The organism is Chryseobacterium sp. CT-SW4 (genome assembly GCF_048572715.1).
GTDB lineage: Bacteria > Bacteroidota > Bacteroidia > Flavobacteriales > Weeksellaceae > Chryseobacterium.
Genome location: NZ_CP183840.1, coordinates 1640230 through 1660567, shown reverse-complemented (window position 1 = coordinate 1660567; position 20338 = coordinate 1640230). Strand labels below are relative to the sequence as shown.

Sequence of the window (20338 nt, the reverse complement as noted above, 5' to 3'; positions counted from 1 at the left end):
GCTTTAAATTTTAATATTTATCCATAGCGACAAAAAATTATTCAAATTTTTTTTTTTTTTTTATTCCTTTAAATATTTTTACAACTATTACATCATCAATAATAAAAAGAGACTACCCTAAAGCAGTCTCTTATATTTTTAAACTTATAAATCTATCGAAATTAAATTATCTCATCAATATTATAGTTTTTATGTTCCCTATTGGTCCTTATGATCATTTCTCCCAGGAAGCCTGCTACGAAGAGTAAGGTTCCCATAATCATCATGGTTAATGCGATAAAGAACCACGGATTATTGGTAATTAAATGTCCATAAATTCCCCTGGAAACGTCAATAAGCTTAGAAACTCCCAGCCATAATGCAGAAAGAAATCCTAACAGGAACATCAATGTTCCTACTGCTCCGAAGAAGTGCATTGGTCTTCCCCCGAACCGGCTAACAAACCAAAGTGTCACTAAATCCAGGAACCCACGGATAAATCTTTCGGTCCCGAATTTGGAGCTTCCATAGGGTCTTGCCTGATGCTGAACTTCTTTTTCCGTGATCCGTCTGAACCCCGCATTGGCTGCTAACACCGGAATATACCTGTGCATATCTCCGTATACATCAATGGATTTTACGACCTGTTTTTTATAAGCTTTCAATCCGCAGTTAAAATCGTGAAGATCCACTCCGGAAACTTTTCTGGCAGCTGAATTAAATAATTTTGAAGGCAGATTCTTCGTCATAACATTATCAAAACGTTTCTTTTTCCACCCCGAAACGATATCATAATTTTCCTCTGTCACCATTTTATATAATTCGGGAATTTCTTCCGGAAAGTCCTGCAAATCAGCATCCATGGTAATAACAACATCTCCGTTTGCTCTTTCAAAAGCAGCATGCAGGGCCTGTGATTTTCCATAATTCCTGGAGAACTTTATTCCATGAATCTGTGGATACTGAACTTTAAGGTTTTCAATAATATTCCATGACAAATCCGTACTTCCATCGTCTACAAACCAAATTTCATAGGAAAGATGATGGGTGGTACAAATTTTATCAATTCTTGAAAAAAGTTCTTCAAGTGAGGCTTCTTCGTTGAGTAACGGAATAACTATAGATAAGTCCATTTAATGTAATAAAATTATTCTTGATTGGTTGTATCGGGATATATGGTTTTTGTTCTGAAAAATGCCCCGAAAAACAATGACAAAACTAAGTAAAATATAAGAATTGCAGCAAAGTATCCTGAAAAATGACTGGCTGTTAACATATCTTTTTCTTTAACGAGCTCAGGGGCAAAGCTTTCTTTTCTTTCTTTATATTTCTGTTCCAGTTCTTCGATATCTTCTTTGTTTTTCAGGATTTGTTTTGCTTTGGTATATTCTGCGTCCAGTTCCGACTTTTGCCTTTCAACATACTGATAGTTTAATAGGCTTTTAGCATCGGTATCTACAAAGTTTAAAAACAGGTAGATACTGAAAATGGAAAGAATTCCTCCGATAAACATGGGAACAAAAGCTCTTTTGAAAGCATCTCTAAATCCGAGACGGTGATTGTTCCAGTAAGATTTTACAGACCAGAAAGCAGTTCCGGCATAAAGCACCGGTAAAACAAACGCATTGATTTTAAGCGATGTATCAAAATAGTTAATTCCCGAGAAGAAAAAATAGACTATGAAAAAAATAATCATAGTTGCGATAAAAAGGATAATTCCTAATGTAGATGGACTCTTCGTCATATTTAGTTTTTTAGAAAAAATTCAAAAAATTATTGCCTTAGATTTCAACATTTTAGCACTGTCCGGGCATTTTTCAAATTATTTTTCCTTGATAATATTTTCAATTTTATAATTAATTCCTATCTTTGCACCGGCAAGTCCTACACAACCAGCTCCTGAGAATCCTCCAGGGTGGGAACGCAGCAAAGGTAATCGGTCGTAGCGGTGTGATGTAGATAGCTTGCCATTTTTTATTTCCTTTATTTTAAAATTCAAACTCCTCTCCCAGTTTCGGTAAAACAAGCTCTACATTTTTATCACTGAAATGTTTCAATGCACTTTCATGATCGATCCTGATAGGTGGAAATGTATCAAAATGACATCCGATTACTTTAGGTGTTTTCAACAGTTCCGAAGCTGCAAAAGCCGCTTTTCTAGGGCACATCGTATAATGGCTTCCAATCGGAAGAATAGAAAGATCCAGGTTTCCATACAGTCTTGGGAATAATTCCATATCCGCCATTACCCCTGTATCTCCGGCCAAATATATATTTTTTCCTTCAGGAAGTCTGAAGATATACCCTACAGGAACTCCTCCGTAACTTCCGTCCGGGAATGAGCTTGTATGATGTGCCGGAACCATAGAAATTTTAAGATCCTCTATTTTTGCTGAACCTCCCAAGTTAACGTCATCCGTATTTTTAGCATTTTTAAAGTATCCGCAAATTTCAGGAACCGCAATCACGGTAGCTTCCGGATAATGCTGTAATACTTCTTCTACGTCAGCAATATGATCTCCATGAGCGTGGGTCAGCAGGATATAATCTATTTTCTGAGCCGAAATATCAAATCCTGACTGCGCTTTCTGATAGTTATAAAAAGGGTCACTTAAAATGGTTTTGTCTTTATACGTAAATAAAAAACAGTTTTGTCCTAAAAATTGTATTTTCATAACTTTAGATTTATTTATTTCTGAGGAAATTTATCCTCAATTAAATTTAATTTGATTCCATGTTCCAGGTAAGCTTTACATCCGTCTAAAACAGTGGTAAAACCTCCGGTATTGTCATTTACTATTCTTAAAAGCTCTTCCCCCGTCTGGGTAAATCCAAAACTTTTAATGATAACAAGGGTTCCTTTTTCCATTTCTTTAAACTCATAGTCTACATGCACGGAAAAATCTCCCCATACCGTTCTGATGAGCTGATTGGGAATAATCTCATTTACTTTCACCTGATTTTCCACATTATACATTTCCCACTCCCAGGTAATTGTCTTTCCTTCTTCCAGTTTTCCGCTGGATCGGGTAAACCAGAACTGGGTAGTGACAGCGGGATCTATAAATGCCTGAAAAACATCCTGAACGGGTTTTCTTATAAGCATCTGAGCTTCAACGTAAGCAGTAGAACTCATTGTATTATATTTATTTAAAAAAGTTAAGCCCGATTGCTGTTAAAAGTGCCATTACAAAAGTCAGGATTCCTACCTGCTTCAAAAAGGGATCCAGCTCTCTCGGCTCTTTTACGGACATAATGCTTCGTCTTAATTTAGCGAATGGAAACAGCAATATCATTACAATGAAGACATAATAATTCTGACTTTGTATAAAGCCGTTAAGCCCTAAAAATATAAGGATCAGAATTAAAGGAAGCTGTAAAAGGATCATTTCATAGATCATAGCATTTTTAAAGCCTAATCTTAATGCCAGCGTATGTTTTCCGGTATGCCTGTCACTTTCAATATCTCTCATATTATTGAGGTTAAGCACCGCCATGCTCATCATTCCTACCGCTGTACCGGGAAGTAAAATATCCCAGCTGAAAGTCTTGGTAAAAAGAAAATAGCTTCCGCATACGGAAACCAGCCCGAAAAAGATAAACACAAAGATATCTCCCAGTCCCATATATCCGTATGGTTTTTTACCGACCGTATATCCTATCGCCGCTAGAATACTGGCGACTCCCAGTCCTATGAAAATATAAAATTCATTCATATACTGAGGAATAAATGCTACATACAACAAGGCAACAGTTGCTGCAAATGATAGCAGGGAAAGTATAATCACAGCATTTTTCATTTGTTTCGCCGTGATTTTTCCTGATGCTACCGCTCTTGTTTCTGCTTCATTAATTCTTTTAGCATCGGTTCCTTTTACTCCGTCGCCATAGTCATTGGCAAAATTGGATAATACCTGATAAAACAGGGTCACCAATAATGCCAGTGCAAAAATCTTCCAGTCCCAGGTTCCTCCTTCGCCATAAAGCCTCCATTTTGCAATAAAGGCACCCATGATAATCCCACTTAAAGAAAGTGGTAATGTTCTCAGCCTTGCGGCTTTTATCCAGTCAATCATACTTTATTTCTTGTATTCATGTAAAATGTATGGATGTAAAAATGATAAATAATGTTGAATTATTAATGCTTTTACTGCATACTGTTTACAATTTTACGATATCCACTGATCTTCTCCGAAATCCGGTTTTCTTTTCTCAAGGAAAGCATTTCTTCCTTCTTTAGCTTCTTCTGTCATATAGGCCAAACGGGTTGCTTCTCCTGCAAAAACCTGCTGTCCTACCATTCCGTCATCCGTAAGGTTCATAGCGAACTTCAGCATTCGGATGGATGTAGGTGATTTGGCTAAAATTTCCTGTGCCCATTCATAGGCTGTATCTTCAAGTTCTGCATGGGGAACCACTTTATTTACCATTCCCATTTCATAGGCTTCCTGAGCTGAATAGTTTCTTCCTAAGAAAAATATTTCACGGGCTTTTTTCTGACCTACCATTTTAGCAAGGTAAGCGGATCCGTAACCTCCGTCAAAACTGGTAACATCGGCATCCGTCTGTTTGAAGATAGCGTGTTCCTGACTGGCTAACGTAAGATCGCACACTACGTGAAGAGAATGTCCTCCTCCTACAGCCCATCCGGGAACTACGGCGATAACTACCTTTGGCATAAAGCGAATAAGACGCTGAACTTCAAGGATATTCAACCGGTGTCTTCCGTCTTCTCCTACATATCCCTGGTGTCCTCTGGCTTTCTGATCTCCTCCACTACAGAATGCCCATCCTCCGTCTTTGGGACTCGGACCTTCTCCTGAAAGTAAAACAACACCTATGGAAGGGTCTTCATAGGCATCATAAAAGGCGTCGTATAGTTCCGAAGTTGTTTTCGGTCTGAACGCATTGCGAACTTCCGGTCTGTTAAAAGCAATTCTGGCTACACCATTAGATTTTTTATAGGTAATATCTTCGTATTCTTTAGCGGTTTTCCACTCGATCATTTTGTAAAAATTTTCTCAAAGATACGGAATTACAGAGAATTTCTGAGGTCTAATTTGAGGATAATCTTCTAAAAATAATCTGACCTCACCGGGGATTTTCTGCATAAAAAAACCGGAACGATTGGTTCCGGTTTTTTTTTATTCTATATATCAGAATTATTTTGTTGCTGCTCCCTGAAGTTGGGCTTCTTTAGCCTTCATTTCATTAGCTTTCTCCTGATTTTTAGTAATCGTATAGATTTCTCTTAGCATGGTAACCGCATTCACGTCTGTAGGGACAGCCTGGTGCCATTTTTCTGCATAAGGTAAAGAGCTATTAAATCTTTCTTTTCTTGCTTCAATCAGTTTTGTTGCTTCATCAGGCTTATCTTTTCTTAATGTATTGATCTCGTTTACCGCTTTTTCATCGTCACCGATAATGGTATACACTAAGTTTTGATAGGCATTGGAGAAATCAGGTTTAAGCTCAATTGCTTTTTTGAATGCTGCTTCTGCTTCGGTAGCAGATGCCGGATCTTTAGCCTGCATAACTCCTAGATTATACCAGTTGGTAGCATCATTAGGGTTTTTCGCCAACTGCTCTTTTAAAGTTGTTACGAATTTCTCCGTGTTTCCGGACTGGTAGTATGCTGTACTTTGAAATTCTTTCAGCTTAGCATTATTAGGATATTTAGCTAATCCTTTTTCAATAATTACCAGGGCTTCATCATTCTTTTTGGCATTCAACAACAATGTTGATAAAGTTTCGTATAAATCCTGCTCTACACTTGGTGTCTGCTCGGTTTTAAAATCCGTATAATCTTTAGATTTTTTAAGCATATCCCATGTAGCTTTATCATAAGTACCTACATTACCTGCTTTATCTTTCGCTGTATAAGTGGTTTGTACCCCTGTATATCCTGAATTAACAAGTTCCGTATAAATTTTGATAGCCTCGTCTACGTTATTAGCCAATGCATAGTTAAGACCTGAATAATACATATAAACTTTATCATCCTGCCCGTTCGTTTTCAGTAAGTTATATACTTCCATAAACTTAGGAGCTGCCACTGCATAGTTTTTTGCGTTATACGCATCCATAGCTGCTTTATTAGCTTCCTGTAGCTGAGCGTTCACATCTTTTTGAGCAAAAACAAAAGCTGATGAAACGATTGCTATTCCTAAAATTAGCTTCTTCATAATACTATTTTATATTTAATTAATTATTCTTCAGAATCCGAGTTTTCAACCTCATCCCCTGAATTTTCATGTTCTGAATTATTTTCAGTCTGCGCAATAGTATTAGCCGGCTGGTTTTCTCCTTCTATTCCTTCTTCATTTTCTTCTGCTTCTTCTACATCTTTATCCATTTCCACTTTGGCTATTGCAGCAATTTCATCATTTTTCTTCAGATTAATTAATCTAACGCCTTGTGTGTTTCTTCCCATTACTCTCATTTCATCCATTCCCATTCTGATGGCCACTCCAGATTTATTGATAATCATAAGTCCATCTTCATCCGTTACATTCTGAATCGCAATAAGGTTTCCTGTTTTGTCAGTAATATTAAGGGTGATTACACCTTTTCCTCCTCTGTTGGTAATTCTGTAATCTTCTACCGCAGTTCTTTTACCATACCCTTTTTCAGATACTACCAGAACCGTTTCGTTCTCTACATCATTCACAACAATCATACCAATTACCTCATCATTATCTTCCAGGGTAATCCCGCGAACCCCGATAGATCCTCTTCCTACTTCTCTTACTTTCTCTTCAGGGAAACGGATACATTTACCGTTTTTGGTAGCGATCATGATCTGAGAAGTTCCATTGGTTAAATAAGCTCCTAACAATTGGTCATTATCCCTGATCTCGATGGCATTTACCCCATTAACTCTAGGTCTTGAATAGGCTTCAAGTGATGTTTTCTTAATGGTTCCGTTCTTCGTTACCATTACCACACTCATCTGGTTTACATATTCGGTATCTTTCAGGTTGTTGGTTCTGATGTAAGCTTTAATCTTATCATCAGGTTCAATATTGATCAGATTCTGTACAGCTCTACCTTTGGCTGTTTTTGATCCTTCAGGAATTTCAAATACTCTTAGCCAGTAACATCTTCCTTTTTCCGTGAAGAACAGCATATACTGGTGGTTGGTTGCGGAAACGATATATTCCAGGAAGTCTTCATCCCTCGTGGTTGCCGCTCTGTTTCCTACACCTCCTCTACTTTGAATTTTATATTCGGAAAGAGAGGTTCTCTTAATATATCCGGCATGGGAAATGGTAAGAACTACTGATTCATTCGGAATAATATCTTCAATAGACATTTCCCCTCCTGAGTAATCAATTTCGGTTCTTCTTTCATCTCCGTATTTTTCTTTGATCTCAATCAATTCATCTTTGATGATCTGATATCTTCTTCCTTCATTGGCTAATATATCTTCCAAGTTCAGGATTTCTTTCATGATCGCATCATATTCATCGCGGATCTTGTCCAGCTCCATTCCTGTTAAACGCGCCAAACGGAGATCCAGAATGGCCTGTGCCTGGATTTCAGAAAGGTCAAATTCTTCGATCAGACCTTCTTTGGCAGCCTGAGGATTGGCACTATGACGGATTATAGCGATGGCTTTATCCAGAGAGTCCTGGGTACCGATCACTTTCATGAATCCTTCTAAGATATGCGCTCTTTCCTTCGCTTTTTTAAGCTCAAACTCGGTTCTTCTGACAATTACCTCATGTCTGTGCTCTACAAAATGATGAATGATATCTTTAAGGTTCAGCTGTTCAGGTCTTCCGTCTACCAGTGCAATATTATTAACACTGAAAGAAGTCTGAAGGGCTGTATATTTATACAATAGGTTGAGAACTACATTCGGAATGGCATCGTTCTTCAGTTCATAAACAACGCGAAGACCTTTTCTGTCCGATTCATCTCTGATTTCATAGATTCCCGGGATTTTCTCGTCTTTTACCAGCTCTGCCGTACGGGCAATCATTTCCGCTTTGTTTACCTGATAAGGAATTTCGGTTACGATAATTGCATTCCGGTTTCCTATTTCTTCAAAACTTACTTTTGCTCTCAGCACAACTCTTCCTCTTCCTGTATGGAAAGCATCTCTTACCCCGTCATAACCATAAATAATTCCTCCTGTCGGGAAATCAGGTGCAATAATATGCTGCATCAGTTCGTCAATGGTAATTTCCCTGTTGTCGATATAGGCACAGATGGCATCAATGGACTCTGACAGGTTATGAGGGGCCATGTTAGTAGCCATCCCCACCGCAATACCGGAAGTACCGTTTACTAAAAGATTAGGAATTTTCGTAGGAAGAACCGTAGGTTCCTGTAGACTATCATCAAAGTTATTTTGAAAATCAACGGTTTCTTTATCCAGGTCGGAAAGAATTTCATCCGAGATTTTCTTTAATCTTGCTTCCGTGTAACGCATTGCTGCCGGCGGGTCACCATCCATGGAACCGAAGTTCCCCTGTCCGTCTACCTGAGGATAACGTAAACTCCAGTCCTGCGCCATTCTTACCATGGCATCATATACAGAAGAATCTCCGTGCGGGTGATATTTACCTAAAACATCCCCAACAATCCTAGCAGATTTCAAGTATTTTCTGTTAGAAAAAACCCCTAATCCATACATACCATAAAGCACTCTTCTATGAACGGGTTTCAAGCCATCTCTTACGTCCGGTAACGCTCTGGAAACGATTACCGACATTGAATAATCAATGTAAGATGACTTCATTTCATCAACAATGTTGATAGGAATCAGTCTTTCTCCTTCTTTTTGCATAAACAAATTTTATTATAATGATAATCAGACCCTTAGCTGTATGTCTGAAAATTATTTATTTCCAATTTTTATTAACGGGCTAATTTACGAAAATTTTGCCGATTTTTGCCTTTGAATTATCCACAAAATCTTAAAAAATCTTAAAAAATGAGCGTGTTAAGTATTACTTTCCATTGTACTAAAAATAATATTGAAGACTGGGAAAATTATATGGATGAAACCCTGGTTTTAATGACTGAAAATTTAATGGATGTAAATAAATATATCCTTTCTGAAGTTCACAGCGATTATATTGATGAGGGTAAGAATTACAACCTGCTTCTGGTTTTTGACAATGATGAGCTGAGGAACGATTTTATAGAAAGTGAGCTGGTGAATATCACGGAGAGAATTGAAAAGAAATTCGGGGAAAACATTATGATATTTAACACCTTTTTAAATCCTAAGAAATCAAGATTCTAATATAAAAGCTCCGGTTTCAACCGGAGCTTTATTCATCATTTTTTTAATCTCTTCCATGTTTTCTGTGAGGTCTCTGCCTTTCCTGGTAATACCCTCTTTTTTTGACCTGTCCGGGAGCGTAATATCTGGCACTTCCGCCATACATCTTTTTAGCATGTCCCGGAGGCACTCTTCTGCCGTGATGGTGATGCACCGTACACGAAGCAAGTACAAACAGTAACGAAAATATACCTGCTATTTTAATGATACCTTTCATAAATTCATTATTTCAAATTCCACAACGTAAATTATCAATCTTAATGCCAAAAATGAAAGAAAATTCATTTATATCATATTAGTCTTCAAATATTCTTTAAAGTCCATTTCAGACATAAAAATTTGAAATACGGCTTTATGGGTATGAATCAATTGATTTAAACAGGAAGGGGCTAATTTCTGGGAAAAAGTTTTTTAAAGTCTTCCTTTTCTATAAAGTACTGAAAATATAAAGTTACCTGTTGCTGATATTCCTTTTCCAGATAAGCTTTATCTGAATCCAGATTATTAGGTCTTACTGATTTTAAGGCAGGGTCGGAACTCACAAAAAACAAAATGGGTAACGGCTTGTCTATTGTGCCGTAAGACTTATCTTCATTCTGTGTTTTATTATAATAAAAATACATGTCAGGATAGGCGTTGGGGTCTTTTCCTACTCTTCCAAAATCTAAAATTTGACCATTTATATTAGCTCCATTATTCGAAAAATAATAAGTCTTAATATATTTATTAAATTCTTTTGAAAAATAACTATATGTACTCGCATAAACATAAGCCATATTTCTATTACTAAAATAAGTCATTTTCGATATAATTCCTCCCCCTAGTCTTAAATCATCTCCATCATATTCCGTAAGTAAAGGTATAGGATAGTCCATCAGTTTTCTATCAGAATTTTGTATAAATTCTTTCACCTGACTTTCTTCTACATCCCTAGGGCGCAGAAAAATATAGCTGATTATAAAAAATACAGCTGCCACTCCAAATATTGACCCTAAAAAATAGCCGATTCCTCTCATGATTATTTCTCAGGAAAAAGTTTTTTAAAGTCTTCCTTTTCTATAAAGTAAGCCAAATAGGCTTTTACATTATTTTCATAAATCGCATCCATCAGTTTTTTGTCTTTTTCTTTTTTAACATCCTTATACCAAAACGTTCTTCTTGACGGGTCCGAACTCACAAAAAACAAAATAGGCAATGGCTTGTCTATTGTACCATAAGTCTTATCTTCATTCTGTGTTTTATTATAGTAGAAATAAAGATCAGGGTAGATGTGAGGATCTTTATCTTCATCTCCAAAATCCAATATACGCCCATTGATATCCGCTCCATTAGAAGTAAAATAATATGTTCTAACATATTTATTTAATTCTTTAGAGAAATAGCTATATGTATCGGCATAGATATACGTCATATTACGATTACTAAAATAGGTAGTCTTAGTTAAAGTCTCTCTTCCTAATCTGGGATCCGATTTTCTAAACTCAGTATGCAATGGAATAGGATCTGTTATTAATATTTTATCAGAATTTTGTATAAATTCTTTTACCTGGCTTTCTTCTACATCCCTAGGGCGCAGAAAAACATAGCTGATTATAAAAAATACAGCTGCCGCTCCAAATATTGATCCTAAAAAATAGCCGATTCCCCGCATGATTATTTCTCAGGAAAAAGTTTTTTAAAGTCTTCCTTTTCTATAAAGTACTGAAGATATAAAGTTACCTGTTGCTGATATTCCTTTTCCAGATAAGCTTTATCTGAATCCAGATTATTAGGTCTTACTGATTTTAAGGCAGGATCGGAACTTACAAAAAACAAAATGGGTAACGGCTTGTCTATTGTGCCGTAAGACTTATCCGCATTCTGTGTTTTATTATAATAGAAATAGAGATCAGGGTAGATATGAGGATCTTTATCACTATCACCAAAGTCTATCATTTTAGATGTTAAACCTGATCCCTTAGCTGACATATAATAAGCTTTGATATATTTATTAAATTCCTTAGAAAAATAAGTATAAGTATCAGCATATATATAAGACATATTACGGTTACTGAAATAAGTTGTTTTGCTAAGTATGTCAATTCCTAATCTTTCATCATCATTAGCCAGAATGCCTCCTACCCAAGGAATATTTTTAATTAATATTTTATCTGAATTTTGTATAAATTTTTTCACCTGACTTTCTTCTACATCTCTAGGGCGCAGAAAAATATAGCTGATTATAAAAAATACAGCTGCCGCTCCAAATATTGATCCTAAAAAGTAACCGATTCCTTTCATATTTAATCTTTATATGCAATTATATTTATTCCCTTTGATTTTTTATTATTCTTTATTAACTTTTCAAAAAATATTAAAGTATCCTTATACACACTATTCTCATATTCATCAGATGCTCCATCCACTATAGCACCTCCCATTCCCCAGGCGAAACCTGTTCCCAGAGATTTTATGACGCCGGGATTAAAGGTATGTCTTGCTGCGGCAAAATATATACTTGAATTAAGTCTCAAGGATGCCATAGGAAACGAGGTACCTAAAGAACCTTTTACAATAGCAGGATATGCTTTTATAATGGCGGCATTATTTGCGATGGCCGTGATCATTTCAGGGCTGTAACTGGCTTCTGTCATCACCCCAATTGCCGCATCCCTGCCCGCATTAAAAGTTCCTTCACCGTCGGGTACTGCGCCCCATACGGTTGTTAAAGTTCCTTTTTGTTCAGGATTTTGAGCTCCGGTAATTCTAGCTTCAATATTTTCTGCTCTTTCATCTATTTTTTTATTCTCTCCTACTGCATAGTTGGACACTGTCAACGGAAAACCAAATGCCAGTGCCCGTGGATCTCCATTAGAGGAAAGCACAAACATTCCGCCCTGTATAATCTGAGAATTAATATGAGCATCGTATTCTTTCGTATTGTTTTCTGAAATTTTCTGAGCGGCAGCACGGGCTAGCACAGGATCTACTACTAAGGTTAGACCACCCCCTTTTGAACAGATCATATTGGAGGTCTGCAGCAATGCATTATCTCCATTAAAACGGACACTGCTATGGTAACCTATCCACTTAGAGGTAAGCGTGGCATCGCAGTTGTGGGCCACTTCTTTAAAAGAGGAAAAAGCCGACGTCCCTATTGCAGCTACCGCCACTCCCACAGCAACCAGTGCCAGACCACCCGTAGCCACAGTGGCAATTGCTAAAGCACCTACTGCTACAATGGCACCAAGCATCTTTAGCCCACCCCAAAATTTGCTGTTGATATTACAGACAAATTCCGTCTGTAATTTAAGGTCCGATTTATTAAGTAAAATTACTTCCTTATTTTGATGTATTACAGTAGCCTTTGATCTATTGCTAATTACAGAATTATCTTTAGGGCTTTTCATTTCGGTACAAATCACCATTGTACCTTCCGGGATATAAGACTGAGCCATTATTCTATCAGTTTCAGATTAAAATCTATAAGAAGCTGTACATTATTTTTCACTTCTTCTATTACAGTGATATGGGTGTCCTGCCATATGTTTTCGTTTTTGTTCCAGCTAAGGGTTTCCCGGATGCTGTATTTATATTCAGAAAATGAATAATGCACAGCCGGTTTTATTCTCTCGTCATACAGTCTGATGATCTTTTTTAAATTAATTGCAGCCGGATCCATTTCACTTACCCTTCTTACTTTTATGATATCTTCATTTTCTTCTATTATTGTAGATGTGAAATTCAGTACCACAGGCTCCTGATCAAACAGGGTTGAATAAAAAGTCTTCGAATAACCTTCTGAAAAGTCACCTTTCCCTACTAAAAAAGAATTGAAAAAGACTTCATAAAACATTTTTGTATCATAATCTTTAATTAATCTCTGCTCAGGAATTATTAAAGATTCCACAGTAGTTATAAAATTATCAATATCCTGCTGAGATTTTGAAAAATTCATAACCGTTTTCTGCCGGTTAAAATTAGATTTAAATTTTTTCCAATTGGAAATTATTTCATCATAATTCAGTACTCTGATGATTTTCCCGTTTTCGGGTGAAACCTGAAACATAGAATTACATTTTATTTTATCTATATCGGCAATGAGCTGCATTCCTTTTTGAACAAGTGCGGGAGAACTGGAGACATGATTTTCCTCCATTATAACAGCAATATTTTTTCTCTCATCATCCAGTTTCACATGATACTGACTTTTATAAGTAGAATTATCAACCAAAATACTTTCTAATTTGGTTGCTACCACAAATTCCGTCCGGTATTTAAAATCCTGCTTAAACTCGTGCCTGTCAACTTCATCTATACTTGCAATGGACGGAATAGACCATTTCTTATCTAAAAACAGATGGCTTAAGTGTACCGGAAAATGATGGTCTATAATCTGTTGCGTAATACCACATAAGGAATTATGAAAAGTTATTAAATCATTAACCTTTACATTAAATTTTTCAGCAATAGATTGTAAGGTATCTCCTACTTCAATTTCATACTTTATGATCTCCATACTAAGGGGTGGGTTTAATTAGAATAACAGCCGGAAATATGGTCTTAGATATAAGACACACAGCACCTGAAGAATTAACGGTCATAACTGAATGAACAATTAATTTAGCAGCGGAAACCCGCCATTTTTTCGTTAAAAATTCTTCCTGCTAAGTGTAATTAATTTCTTTCTGTCATGAGAACCGGCAGATGGGGAACCTCCATATTTGAGTTGAAGAAGATCGTGAAATCTATTACTGTAGAATTTTAAGGTTTCCCTTACATTTACTGTCATCATTTGTAATTTTTTTTATTATCATTTTGCGATTTGGTAAAGTAAAGGTAGCATCCAAAATTTAATCTAAAAAATTTTTAGGCTAAAATCTTGAATTTTGTAGTAATTCTACGACTACATATTGGAAAAACACCCTGATAGAAGTAGGTTCAAGGAAATATTTAATCACTGAATAATGATTAAATAGTACTACTTCTCTTTTCTAATAGAATAACATCTTTCCAGACTCCATTGAGCTGTCCTATTTTTTTACGGACTCCTACTGTCCTGAATCCGTTTCTATGATGAAATTTAAGAGAGACTTCATTTTCCGGAAATATACTGGACTGCAGGGTCCAGAACCCATGCTCTTCACTGTCTAAAATAAGTTTTTTCAACAAAAGTGAACCCAAACCTTTCCGCTGATAATTTACGTCCAAATAAATGCTCACATCCGCTACGCCTTTATAACACTCCCTTTTGCTTACGGGTTTCAAGGCACACCAGCCAATCACTTCATTATTTTCATTTTCCAAAACCCATCTGCAGTCATTAAAAAATGCGGTATTCCATACTTCTGTATTCGGAACTTCTTTTTCAAATGTTGCGATCCCGCTTTCAATTCCCTGTCTGTAAATATCCAGTACCCTTACCTCATCTTCGGGAAGCATTTCTCTTATTTCGTAATTCATGTTTAATGATATTTTCTTTTGATTTTTCTTTTGATACGGGCGTAATGCGTCTGCTTACTTTTTTCATCCTCAGAAACCACACTTATATTGCCATCCACTTCCAATATGGAAAGCCTTACATTTTTCATATCTGCTATACCGTGCTCTCTTATGGCTTCCTCCAGCTCTTCTTCGGTTATTTTCTCTTTATTTAAAGCCTGGTGATCTACTACACCGTCTTTCACCAGGATGACAGGATCCGATTCTACCAGACTACCAAAAGACCTGCTGGAAAAAATCAGCCTTTTCAATATTAAATTGGCAATAAACAAAACCAGCGCTGCAATGATTCCGCCTTCCAAAGAGGTATCCTGCCCTACCATTGCATTCTGTACTGCATTGGAGATCAACAATAAAAGGACTACATCACCCGCATTAAGCTGGGAAAGCTGATTCTTCCCAAACAACCGGATAGCTATTACCATAAACAGATACACACACAGGGAACGAACAGCGACATCAATAAGTGGATTCACATACATAAAATTTAGATCTCAAATGTAAAAAATTTATTATTTAAATAATAAATATCATTAATAGACATTCAAATAAAAGTGGAGAAATCACTAAATTTGTAACAACACTACTGAAAAAGAATTTACTAAAAAAAACACAAGTTATGAGACATCTGTTCCTTTGTCTGGGCATCCTATGCCTTATGCTGAGCTGTCAGCAAAGTTCCAATATTTCCATAGATCCATCCACCAACAATGAAATTAAAGAGAAAATAACCCAACTTTATAATTCTTACGGAAACGGAGGCTTTTACCAGCATCCTGCTTCCACAGATCTTTTTTCTAACGATCTTACCCATCTGATTGAGCAAAGTCAGAAAATTATAGGAGTAGGACAGAAAAATATTCAGGAAAAGCCTGCTTTAATGGAGGGAACTGTTTTCGTAAGCTTACCGGAAGGATTCACTGCTTACAAAATCAAGTCCGTTGATATTTTAAAAAGTATTGAGCCTATAGGTTCTATTGCTGATGTAACGGTAGAGTTTGAAAATACTAATTTTTCACCTACGGTAATTTATACGGATAAAGTACGCCTGGTTAATTGTTTAAGTAAGGGATGGAAAGTGGATAATATCGTTTATGACCCTAGCATAGAGAAGCATTCTAAAGATATTAAAACCGTTTTAGGAGATTTCATTGCTATTCATTCGGAGAACCCGGACAGGAAATAAAAAAGCTGCTTGTTTAAGCAGCTATAATTTTAAGGGCACTGGGCGATAGGAATATCGCTACAAACCGTTTTATTTAATCGTTCGCAATATACACAATATTTGGGATTTACACCTCCATTAATTGTTTTTAATTCGTGATGGGTTAATTTCTTTAAATTTTTCATATTATTTAATTTTTATGGTTGATTAAATACAAAACGTAATATCTGTCTTTTTATTGTGGTTTTTCATGAATAAAATCCAGAAAAAAACCATACACATGAAGCATATGGTTTCCTCCTGTATTGAAGTTGTACTATCGGTTGCTTATATCTACTTTAACGGGCATTACGTAAGTAGAAGCCAGCATGTTTTCATTCAGTTTTTTGGTATATATTCTGTAATGCAGGTTACTTAACACATTCTCCATCTCCTTACTTAAGTTTTTACAGTCTCCCTTAGCGTGTACATTAACGATCTGCCTGTTCTTCGTTACTTCAAACGTACTTCGGAATTAACGGTCCCCTGCTTATAATCTGAGTTTGTAAAATCAAAATTCGCCATGAGAAGATTTCTGATTTCATTAAAGGCATCATTTTTATTAACCTGTACTTCCTGAATGGTATTGGAGGTCTGGGCTTTTAGAGTATTGAAAAATGATAATCCACATACAAAAAACGAAGCGATCAATATTTTAATTTTATTATTCATAACGGTCTGGTTTTAAATTAACTGTTAAAATTATTTGTATTTCTACCCAAAGATATAAAAATAATTAATATTAAATTTACATCCAGTTAACATTGAGTTAACATTAAAATATATTAAATTGATTATCAATATATTACAAAATGAAAATATTAGAAAAATTAACATTGGAAAAGTCTATACTTTGTCCCCGATTAATAAATTTTAATATAAATACATTGCAATTGTTAATTTTTTTCACTAATATTACGAAAACAACTAATACCTAAGACCATGATGAAACCTATTAACATTGAGGAGCGTAAATCCGTATGGATTGCCCTTTCCGAATTCTACCTGGATACGGAATTACAGGATTGTAATTTTAATTACATAGCCATGGTATTCTCTGAAAGTTCTTTTTCTCTTGAAGAAATAAAAAATATTAATAAATATGAAGTTTTTCCCGTATTACAGGATAACCTGCTGGATAACGCCGGGGAATGGACAGGCTTTGAGGAAGAGTGGTTAATTACTACCATCACCTCCAAACTTACAAAGAGAACCCACCTGGACAATCTTCTTATCGACTTTAATTATTCGAAATATAAATGGATGTGTGCCGATTACTGGCTGGCTGTTGAAAATATTTACCATAAAATAAGAAATGAACAACAAATAGAAATTTAATTATAAAAAATAAGGCTGAAAATAATTTCAGCCTTATTTTTTATTCTAATTCTCTTTTCAGGAACTTTCCTGTGAGACTTTTCTTAGATTTTACGATTTCTTCGGGAGTTCCCTGGGCCACAATCTGTCCGCCATGCTTACCTCCTTCCGGTCCTACATCAATAATATGATCAGCCAGTTTGATCACATCCATATTATGTTCAATAATAATAAAAGAGTTTCCTAATTCCACCAGCTGGTTGATAGCATCCATTAATATTTTTACATCTTCAAAATGAAGTCCGGTAGTGGGTTCATCAAGAATATAAAGGGTATTTCCGGTTTGTCTTTTGGCAAGTTCCGTGGCCAGCTTTATACGCTGGGCTTCTCCTCCGGAAAGTGTAGTAGACTGCTGGCCGAGTGTAATATATCCCAATCCTACATCCTGTAAAGTTTTTACCCTGCTGTAAATTTTAGGAATGGGCTGGAAAAATTCTACAGCTTCATCTATCGTCATATCCAGTACATCGGAAATGGATTTTCCTTTATAGCGGACTTCCAGAGTTTCCCTGTTGAATCTTTTTCCATTACAGGTTTCACAATGCACATAAACATCCGGCAGGAAATTCATTTCAATAACTTTTAAACCTCCTCCCTGGCAGGTTTCGCATCTACCTCCTTTTACATTGAAAGAGAATCTTCCGGGCTTATACCCACGGATTTTACTTTCCGGTAATTCCGCAAACAAGTTCCGGATATCTGTAAACATTCCTGTATACGTTGCCGGATTGGAACGGGGCGTTCTCCCGATAGGAGTCTGATCTACATCTACAATCTTATCGATATTCTCCAGCCCTTCCACTTTTTTATAAGGTAAAGGCTCCTGAACGGCTCTGTAAAAATGCTTATTCAGAATCGGATATAATGTTCCGTTGATCAAAGAAGATTTTCCACTTCCTGAAATTCCGGTAACCACCACCAGCTTTCCTAATGGAATATCGAGAGTTACATTTTTAAGGTTATTTCCTGTTGCTCCTTTCAGCAGTATATTTTTCCCGTTTCCTTTTCTTCTTTCTTTCGGAATTTCTATTTTTCTGTCTCCATTGATGTATTGTGCCGTAATGGTATCTGCTTTTAATAGATCTTTTGGTTTGCCCTGCCATAGGATTTCTCCTCCGAACTTCCCTGCCCGCGGACCTATATCAAGAACCTCATCAGCTTCCAGGATCATATCTTTATCATGCTCTACCACTAATACCGAATTTCCTATATCTCTCAGGTTTTTCAGTGAGTTGATGAGCCTTTCGTTATCTCTCTGGTGAAGTCCGATACTGGGTTCATCAAGAATATATAGTACATTGACTAACTGCGAACCTATCTGAGTAGCCAGACGAATTCTCTGGGATTCACCCCCGGAAAGCGTTTTGGAACTTCTGCTGAGACTTAAATAATCCAACCCCACATCCAATAAAAACTGGAGACGGGTTTCGATTTCTTTTAAAATCTCATGAGCAATGATCTTATTTTTTTCTGAAAATTTATCTTTTACATCCTGCAACCACTCTTTCAGATCTGCCAGGCTCAGTCCATTGACCTCAGCAATATTTTTTCCGTCTATTTTAAAGCTAAGGCTGGACGGCTGCAAACGTGTTCCTTTACATTCCGGACAGGTTTCTTCTGTGGTAAAATGCCTTTCCAATAAAACCGCTTCGTAAGACTCTCTTTCCTCGATAATTTCCTCCATAAAAGGAATCAATCCATCAAAACTGATTTTTATCTTTTTAGTGATTCCGGCATATTTAAGGTCTTTGTTAAACTCTTTATGACATCCGTTATAGATGTAATCTAATGCCTCTCCAGGAATATCTTTTAATGGTGTTGAAAGTCCTAATCCAAATATTTCCAGAATATTTTTAATCTGAGATAACACCCATTTATTGGATTTAATATCTTCCAGCGGAAGTAGTCCTCCCTGACTGATGGACAGCTTAGGATTTTCAATGAAGTATTCCGTATTGATCTTTTTAATGGTTCCCAGACCTTTGCAATCCGGGCAGCTTCCTTTAGGGGAATTAAATGAAAAGGTATTCGGCTCCGGCAATGCTAATGAATGTCCTGTTTCGGCATCCATCAGGTTTTTGGAGAAATATTCGATATCGGTACTTCCTAATTTCTGGATCCCGATAATACCTTCCCCCATTTCCATCGCTGTTCTCAACGATTTTTCCATTCGGTTTTCAGAAGCACTTTCCCCGATAATCCAACGGTCGATTACTATATCGATATCGTGGGTTTTGTAACGGTCAAGCTTTAAATCATATTCTATATCCTGCAGTTCTCCATCAATCCTTGCCTGTCCGTAACCTTTCTTAGCCATCTGCACGAAAAGCTCATGATAGTGACCTTTCCTTGCACGTACTACAGGGGCAAGCAGCATGATTTTTTCTCCTTTATAGTTTTCTTTAATCGTTTCGAGAATCTGATCTTCGGTATAGCTTACCAGCTTTTTTCCGGTAGTCATGGAATAGGCATCGGAAACCCTTGCGTATAAGAGTCTTAAAAAGTCATATAGCTCGGTAACCGTTCCTACGGTAGAACGGGGATTTTTATTGGTAGTCTTCTGCTCAATGGCAATCACCGGGGACAGTCCTTCTATCTTATCTACATCAGGACGCTCCAAACCGCCTAAAAACTGACGGGCATAGGCTGAAAATGTTTCAATATACCGACGCTGGCCTTCTGCGAAAATCGTATCAAAGGCCAATGAAGATTTCCCGCTGCCTGAGAGCCCGGTAATGACTACCAGCTCATTGCGGGGAATTTTTACATTGATATTTTTAAGATTATGTTCACGTGCACCGTAAACTTCTATGTATTCTTTAGAATCATTTTTCATAATAGTCTCATGTCTCCAACAAAGGACCTACAAATTTACGAATATTTGAATTGAATAAAGAATGTAAATATGATTTTTGGAAGTATAAATTATTCATTGTAAGAAAATTGATAGTCAGGAAAAAGGAACGGTTTTCAGTAGAACCGTTCCCTCTTTTTTATGA

Annotated in this window: 23 protein-coding genes and 1 other RNA gene; 4 read left to right on the top strand and 20 right to left on the bottom strand. The window is 36.5% G+C overall.

Annotation, left to right across the window (positions count from 1 at the left end; translation table 11 throughout):
- Nucleotides 1-161: 161 nt before the first annotated feature.
- Both ABJ974_RS07445 and ABJ974_RS07440 read right to left on the bottom strand, forming a co-directional pair.
- Nucleotides 162-1112, bottom strand: coding sequence for a glycosyltransferase family 2 protein (locus ABJ974_RS07445; RefSeq protein WP_419870753.1), 951 nt, complete (start codon nucleotides 1110-1112; stop codon nucleotides 162-164).
- A 14-nt stretch (nucleotides 1113-1126) separates the two neighbouring features.
- On the bottom strand, nucleotides 1127-1723 hold the full coding sequence (locus tag ABJ974_RS07440) for a DUF4199 domain-containing protein (protein WP_419870752.1): 597 nt from the start codon (nucleotides 1721-1723) through the stop codon (nucleotides 1127-1129).
- 131 nt (nucleotides 1724-1854) lie between these two features.
- Here ABJ974_RS07440 and ffs point away from each other — a divergent pair.
- Nucleotides 1855-1952: signal recognition particle sRNA small type (gene ffs, locus ABJ974_RS07435), an RNA gene on the top strand.
- A gap of 15 nt (nucleotides 1953-1967) precedes the next feature.
- Here the strand turns inward: ffs and ABJ974_RS07430 are convergent.
- The 6 genes from ABJ974_RS07430 to gyrA form a co-directional block, all read right to left on the bottom strand.
- Nucleotides 1968-2654: a metal-dependent hydrolase gene (locus tag ABJ974_RS07430; protein ID WP_419870751.1), complete on the bottom strand. Its 687-nt coding sequence runs from the start codon at nucleotides 2652-2654 to the stop codon at nucleotides 1968-1970.
- Between the two features lie 14 nt (nucleotides 2655-2668).
- Complete coding sequence (locus ABJ974_RS07425) at nucleotides 2669-3115, bottom strand: SRPBCC family protein (protein ID WP_419870750.1); 447 nt, start codon at nucleotides 3113-3115, stop codon at nucleotides 2669-2671.
- 10 nt (nucleotides 3116-3125) lie between these two features.
- Nucleotides 3126-4055, bottom strand: a complete 930-nt coding sequence (gene menA / locus ABJ974_RS07420) for a 1,4-dihydroxy-2-naphthoate octaprenyltransferase (RefSeq protein ID WP_419870749.1) — start codon at nucleotides 4053-4055, stop codon at nucleotides 3126-3128.
- A 93-nt stretch (nucleotides 4056-4148) separates the two neighbouring features.
- Entirely contained in the window at nucleotides 4149-4985 is an 837-nt protein-coding gene (locus tag ABJ974_RS07415; protein WP_419870748.1) for a 1,4-dihydroxy-2-naphthoyl-CoA synthase, read from the bottom strand.
- Between the two features lie 156 nt (nucleotides 4986-5141).
- Entirely contained in the window at nucleotides 5142-6164 is a 1023-nt protein-coding gene (locus ABJ974_RS07410) for a tetratricopeptide repeat protein (RefSeq protein ID WP_419870747.1), read from the bottom strand.
- 23 nt (nucleotides 6165-6187) lie between these two features.
- Nucleotides 6188-8776 (bottom strand): DNA gyrase subunit A, encoded by a 2589-nt coding sequence (gene gyrA / locus ABJ974_RS07405; RefSeq protein WP_419870746.1) that lies wholly within the window; start codon nucleotides 8774-8776, stop codon nucleotides 6188-6190.
- Between the two features lie 147 nt (nucleotides 8777-8923).
- Here gyrA and ABJ974_RS07400 point away from each other — a divergent pair, with 147 nt between their 5' ends.
- Nucleotides 8924-9238 (top strand): DUF4286 family protein, encoded by a 315-nt coding sequence (locus tag ABJ974_RS07400; RefSeq protein WP_419870745.1) that lies wholly within the window; start codon nucleotides 8924-8926, stop codon nucleotides 9236-9238.
- A gap of 43 nt (nucleotides 9239-9281) precedes the next feature.
- Here ABJ974_RS07400 and ABJ974_RS07395 read toward each other — a convergent pair whose 3' ends face one another.
- From ABJ974_RS07395 to ABJ974_RS07355, 9 genes are all read right to left on the bottom strand, one after another.
- Complete coding sequence (locus tag ABJ974_RS07395; RefSeq protein WP_419870744.1) at nucleotides 9282-9494, bottom strand: hypothetical protein; 213 nt, start codon at nucleotides 9492-9494, stop codon at nucleotides 9282-9284.
- Between the two features lie 172 nt (nucleotides 9495-9666).
- Nucleotides 9667-10293 (bottom strand): hypothetical protein, encoded by a 627-nt coding sequence (locus ABJ974_RS07390; protein WP_419870743.1) that lies wholly within the window; start codon nucleotides 10291-10293, stop codon nucleotides 9667-9669.
- A gap of 2 nt (nucleotides 10294-10295) precedes the next feature.
- Nucleotides 10296-10928 carry a hypothetical protein gene (locus tag ABJ974_RS07385; protein ID WP_419870742.1) on the bottom strand — a complete coding sequence of 211 codons (633 nt, stop codon included), beginning with the start codon at nucleotides 10926-10928 and terminating at the stop codon, nucleotides 10296-10298.
- A 2-nt stretch (nucleotides 10929-10930) separates the two neighbouring features.
- Entirely contained in the window at nucleotides 10931-11557 is a 627-nt protein-coding gene (locus ABJ974_RS07380) for a hypothetical protein (RefSeq protein WP_419870741.1), read from the bottom strand.
- Nucleotides 11558-11559: 2 nt separating this feature from the next.
- Nucleotides 11560-12714, bottom strand: a complete 1155-nt coding sequence (locus ABJ974_RS07375; protein WP_419870740.1) for a hypothetical protein — start codon at nucleotides 12712-12714, stop codon at nucleotides 11560-11562.
- The gene (locus ABJ974_RS07370; RefSeq protein ID WP_419870739.1) at nucleotides 12714-13775 is read right to left on the bottom strand and encodes a LysM peptidoglycan-binding domain-containing protein; all 1062 of its coding nucleotides are present in this window, start codon (nucleotides 13773-13775) and stop codon (nucleotides 12714-12716) included. Before ABJ974_RS07370 ends, ABJ974_RS07375 begins: the two co-directional genes overlap by 1 nt.
- Before the next feature lie 132 nt (nucleotides 13776-13907).
- Nucleotides 13908-14051 (bottom strand): hypothetical protein, encoded by a 144-nt coding sequence (locus tag ABJ974_RS07365; RefSeq protein WP_419870738.1) that lies wholly within the window; start codon nucleotides 14049-14051, stop codon nucleotides 13908-13910.
- Nucleotides 14052-14227: 176 nt separating this feature from the next.
- A complete protein-coding gene (locus ABJ974_RS07360) occupies nucleotides 14228-14719 on the bottom strand; it encodes a GNAT family N-acetyltransferase (RefSeq protein ID WP_419870737.1) in 492 nt (163 codons plus the stop codon).
- A gap of 2 nt (nucleotides 14720-14721) precedes the next feature.
- Nucleotides 14722-15240 carry a DUF421 domain-containing protein gene (locus ABJ974_RS07355; RefSeq protein WP_419870736.1) on the bottom strand — a complete coding sequence of 173 codons (519 nt, stop codon included), beginning with the start codon at nucleotides 15238-15240 and terminating at the stop codon, nucleotides 14722-14724.
- 137 nt (nucleotides 15241-15377) lie between these two features.
- On the opposite strand from ABJ974_RS07355, the gene ABJ974_RS07350 reads away from it, so the two are divergent.
- A complete protein-coding gene (locus ABJ974_RS07350; protein ID WP_419870735.1) occupies nucleotides 15378-15944 on the top strand; it encodes a hypothetical protein in 567 nt (188 codons plus the stop codon).
- 29 nt (nucleotides 15945-15973) lie between these two features.
- Here ABJ974_RS07350 and ABJ974_RS07345 read toward each other — a convergent pair whose 3' ends face one another.
- Both ABJ974_RS07345 and ABJ974_RS07340 read right to left on the bottom strand, forming a co-directional pair.
- On the bottom strand, nucleotides 15974-16108 hold the full coding sequence (locus tag ABJ974_RS07345; RefSeq protein WP_419870734.1) for a bacteriocin-like protein: 135 nt from the start codon (nucleotides 16106-16108) through the stop codon (nucleotides 15974-15976).
- A gap of 307 nt (nucleotides 16109-16415) precedes the next feature.
- Nucleotides 16416-16634 (bottom strand): hypothetical protein, encoded by a 219-nt coding sequence (locus tag ABJ974_RS07340; RefSeq protein ID WP_419870733.1) that lies wholly within the window; start codon nucleotides 16632-16634, stop codon nucleotides 16416-16418.
- Nucleotides 16635-16904: 270 nt separating this feature from the next.
- On the opposite strand from ABJ974_RS07340, the gene ABJ974_RS07335 reads away from it, so the two are divergent.
- Nucleotides 16905-17300 (top strand): DUF7079 family protein, encoded by a 396-nt coding sequence (locus ABJ974_RS07335; RefSeq protein WP_419870732.1) that lies wholly within the window; start codon nucleotides 16905-16907, stop codon nucleotides 17298-17300.
- A gap of 40 nt (nucleotides 17301-17340) precedes the next feature.
- Here the strand turns inward: ABJ974_RS07335 and uvrA are convergent, their stop codons facing one another.
- Nucleotides 17341-20175 carry an excinuclease ABC subunit UvrA gene (gene uvrA / locus ABJ974_RS07330; RefSeq protein WP_419870731.1) on the bottom strand — a complete coding sequence of 945 codons (2835 nt, stop codon included), beginning with the start codon at nucleotides 20173-20175 and terminating at the stop codon, nucleotides 17341-17343.
- Nucleotides 20176-20338: the final 163 nt, after the last annotated feature.

Bases quoted from the DNA above. Each gene is read 5' to 3' on its own strand.
- ABJ974_RS07445 (WP_419870753.1), bottom strand. From the start codon at position 1,112: ATGGACTTATCTATAGTTATTCCGTTACTCAACGAAGAAGCCTCACTT.
- ABJ974_RS07440 (WP_419870752.1), bottom strand. From the start codon at position 1,723: ATGACGAAGAGTCCATCTACATTAGGAATTATCCTTTTTATCGCAACT.
- ABJ974_RS07430 (WP_419870751.1), bottom strand. From the start codon at position 2,654: ATGAAAATACAATTTTTAGGACAAAACTGTTTTTTATTTACGTATAAA.
- ABJ974_RS07425 (WP_419870750.1), bottom strand. From the start codon at position 3,115: ATGAGTTCTACTGCTTACGTTGAAGCTCAGATGCTTATAAGAAAACCC.
- menA (WP_419870749.1), bottom strand. From the start codon at position 4,055: ATGATTGACTGGATAAAAGCCGCAAGGCTGAGAACATTACCACTTTCT.
- ABJ974_RS07415 (WP_419870748.1), bottom strand. From the start codon at position 4,985: ATGATCGAGTGGAAAACCGCTAAAGAATACGAAGATATTACCTATAAA.
- ABJ974_RS07410 (WP_419870747.1), bottom strand. From the start codon at position 6,164: ATGAAGAAGCTAATTTTAGGAATAGCAATCGTTTCATCAGCTTTTGTT.
- gyrA (WP_419870746.1), bottom strand. From the start codon at position 8,776: ATGCAAAAAGAAGGAGAAAGACTGATTCCTATCAACATTGTTGATGAA.
- ABJ974_RS07400 (WP_419870745.1), top strand. From the start codon at position 8,924: ATGAGCGTGTTAAGTATTACTTTCCATTGTACTAAAAATAATATTGAA.
- ABJ974_RS07395 (WP_419870744.1), bottom strand. From the start codon at position 9,494: ATGAAAGGTATCATTAAAATAGCAGGTATATTTTCGTTACTGTTTGTA.
- ABJ974_RS07390 (WP_419870743.1), bottom strand. From the start codon at position 10,293: ATGAGAGGAATCGGCTATTTTTTAGGGTCAATATTTGGAGTGGCAGCT.
- ABJ974_RS07385 (WP_419870742.1), bottom strand. From the start codon at position 10,928: ATGCGGGGAATCGGCTATTTTTTAGGATCAATATTTGGAGCGGCAGCT.
- ABJ974_RS07380 (WP_419870741.1), bottom strand. From the start codon at position 11,557: ATGAAAGGAATCGGTTACTTTTTAGGATCAATATTTGGAGCGGCAGCT.
- ABJ974_RS07375 (WP_419870740.1), bottom strand. From the start codon at position 12,714: ATGGCTCAGTCTTATATCCCGGAAGGTACAATGGTGATTTGTACCGAA.
- ABJ974_RS07370 (WP_419870739.1), bottom strand. From the start codon at position 13,775: ATGGAGATCATAAAGTATGAAATTGAAGTAGGAGATACCTTACAATCT.
- ABJ974_RS07365 (WP_419870738.1), bottom strand. From the start codon at position 14,051: ATGATGACAGTAAATGTAAGGGAAACCTTAAAATTCTACAGTAATAGA.
- ABJ974_RS07360 (WP_419870737.1), bottom strand. From the start codon at position 14,719: ATGAATTACGAAATAAGAGAAATGCTTCCCGAAGATGAGGTAAGGGTA.
- ABJ974_RS07355 (WP_419870736.1), bottom strand. From the start codon at position 15,240: ATGTATGTGAATCCACTTATTGATGTCGCTGTTCGTTCCCTGTGTGTG.
- ABJ974_RS07350 (WP_419870735.1), top strand. From the start codon at position 15,378: ATGAGACATCTGTTCCTTTGTCTGGGCATCCTATGCCTTATGCTGAGC.
- ABJ974_RS07345 (WP_419870734.1), bottom strand. From the start codon at position 16,108: ATGAAAAATTTAAAGAAATTAACCCATCACGAATTAAAAACAATTAAT.
- ABJ974_RS07340 (WP_419870733.1), bottom strand. From the start codon at position 16,634: ATGAATAATAAAATTAAAATATTGATCGCTTCGTTTTTTGTATGTGGA.
- ABJ974_RS07335 (WP_419870732.1), top strand. From the start codon at position 16,905: ATGATGAAACCTATTAACATTGAGGAGCGTAAATCCGTATGGATTGCC.
- uvrA (WP_419870731.1), bottom strand. From the start codon at position 20,175: ATGAAAAATGATTCTAAAGAATACATAGAAGTTTACGGTGCACGTGAA.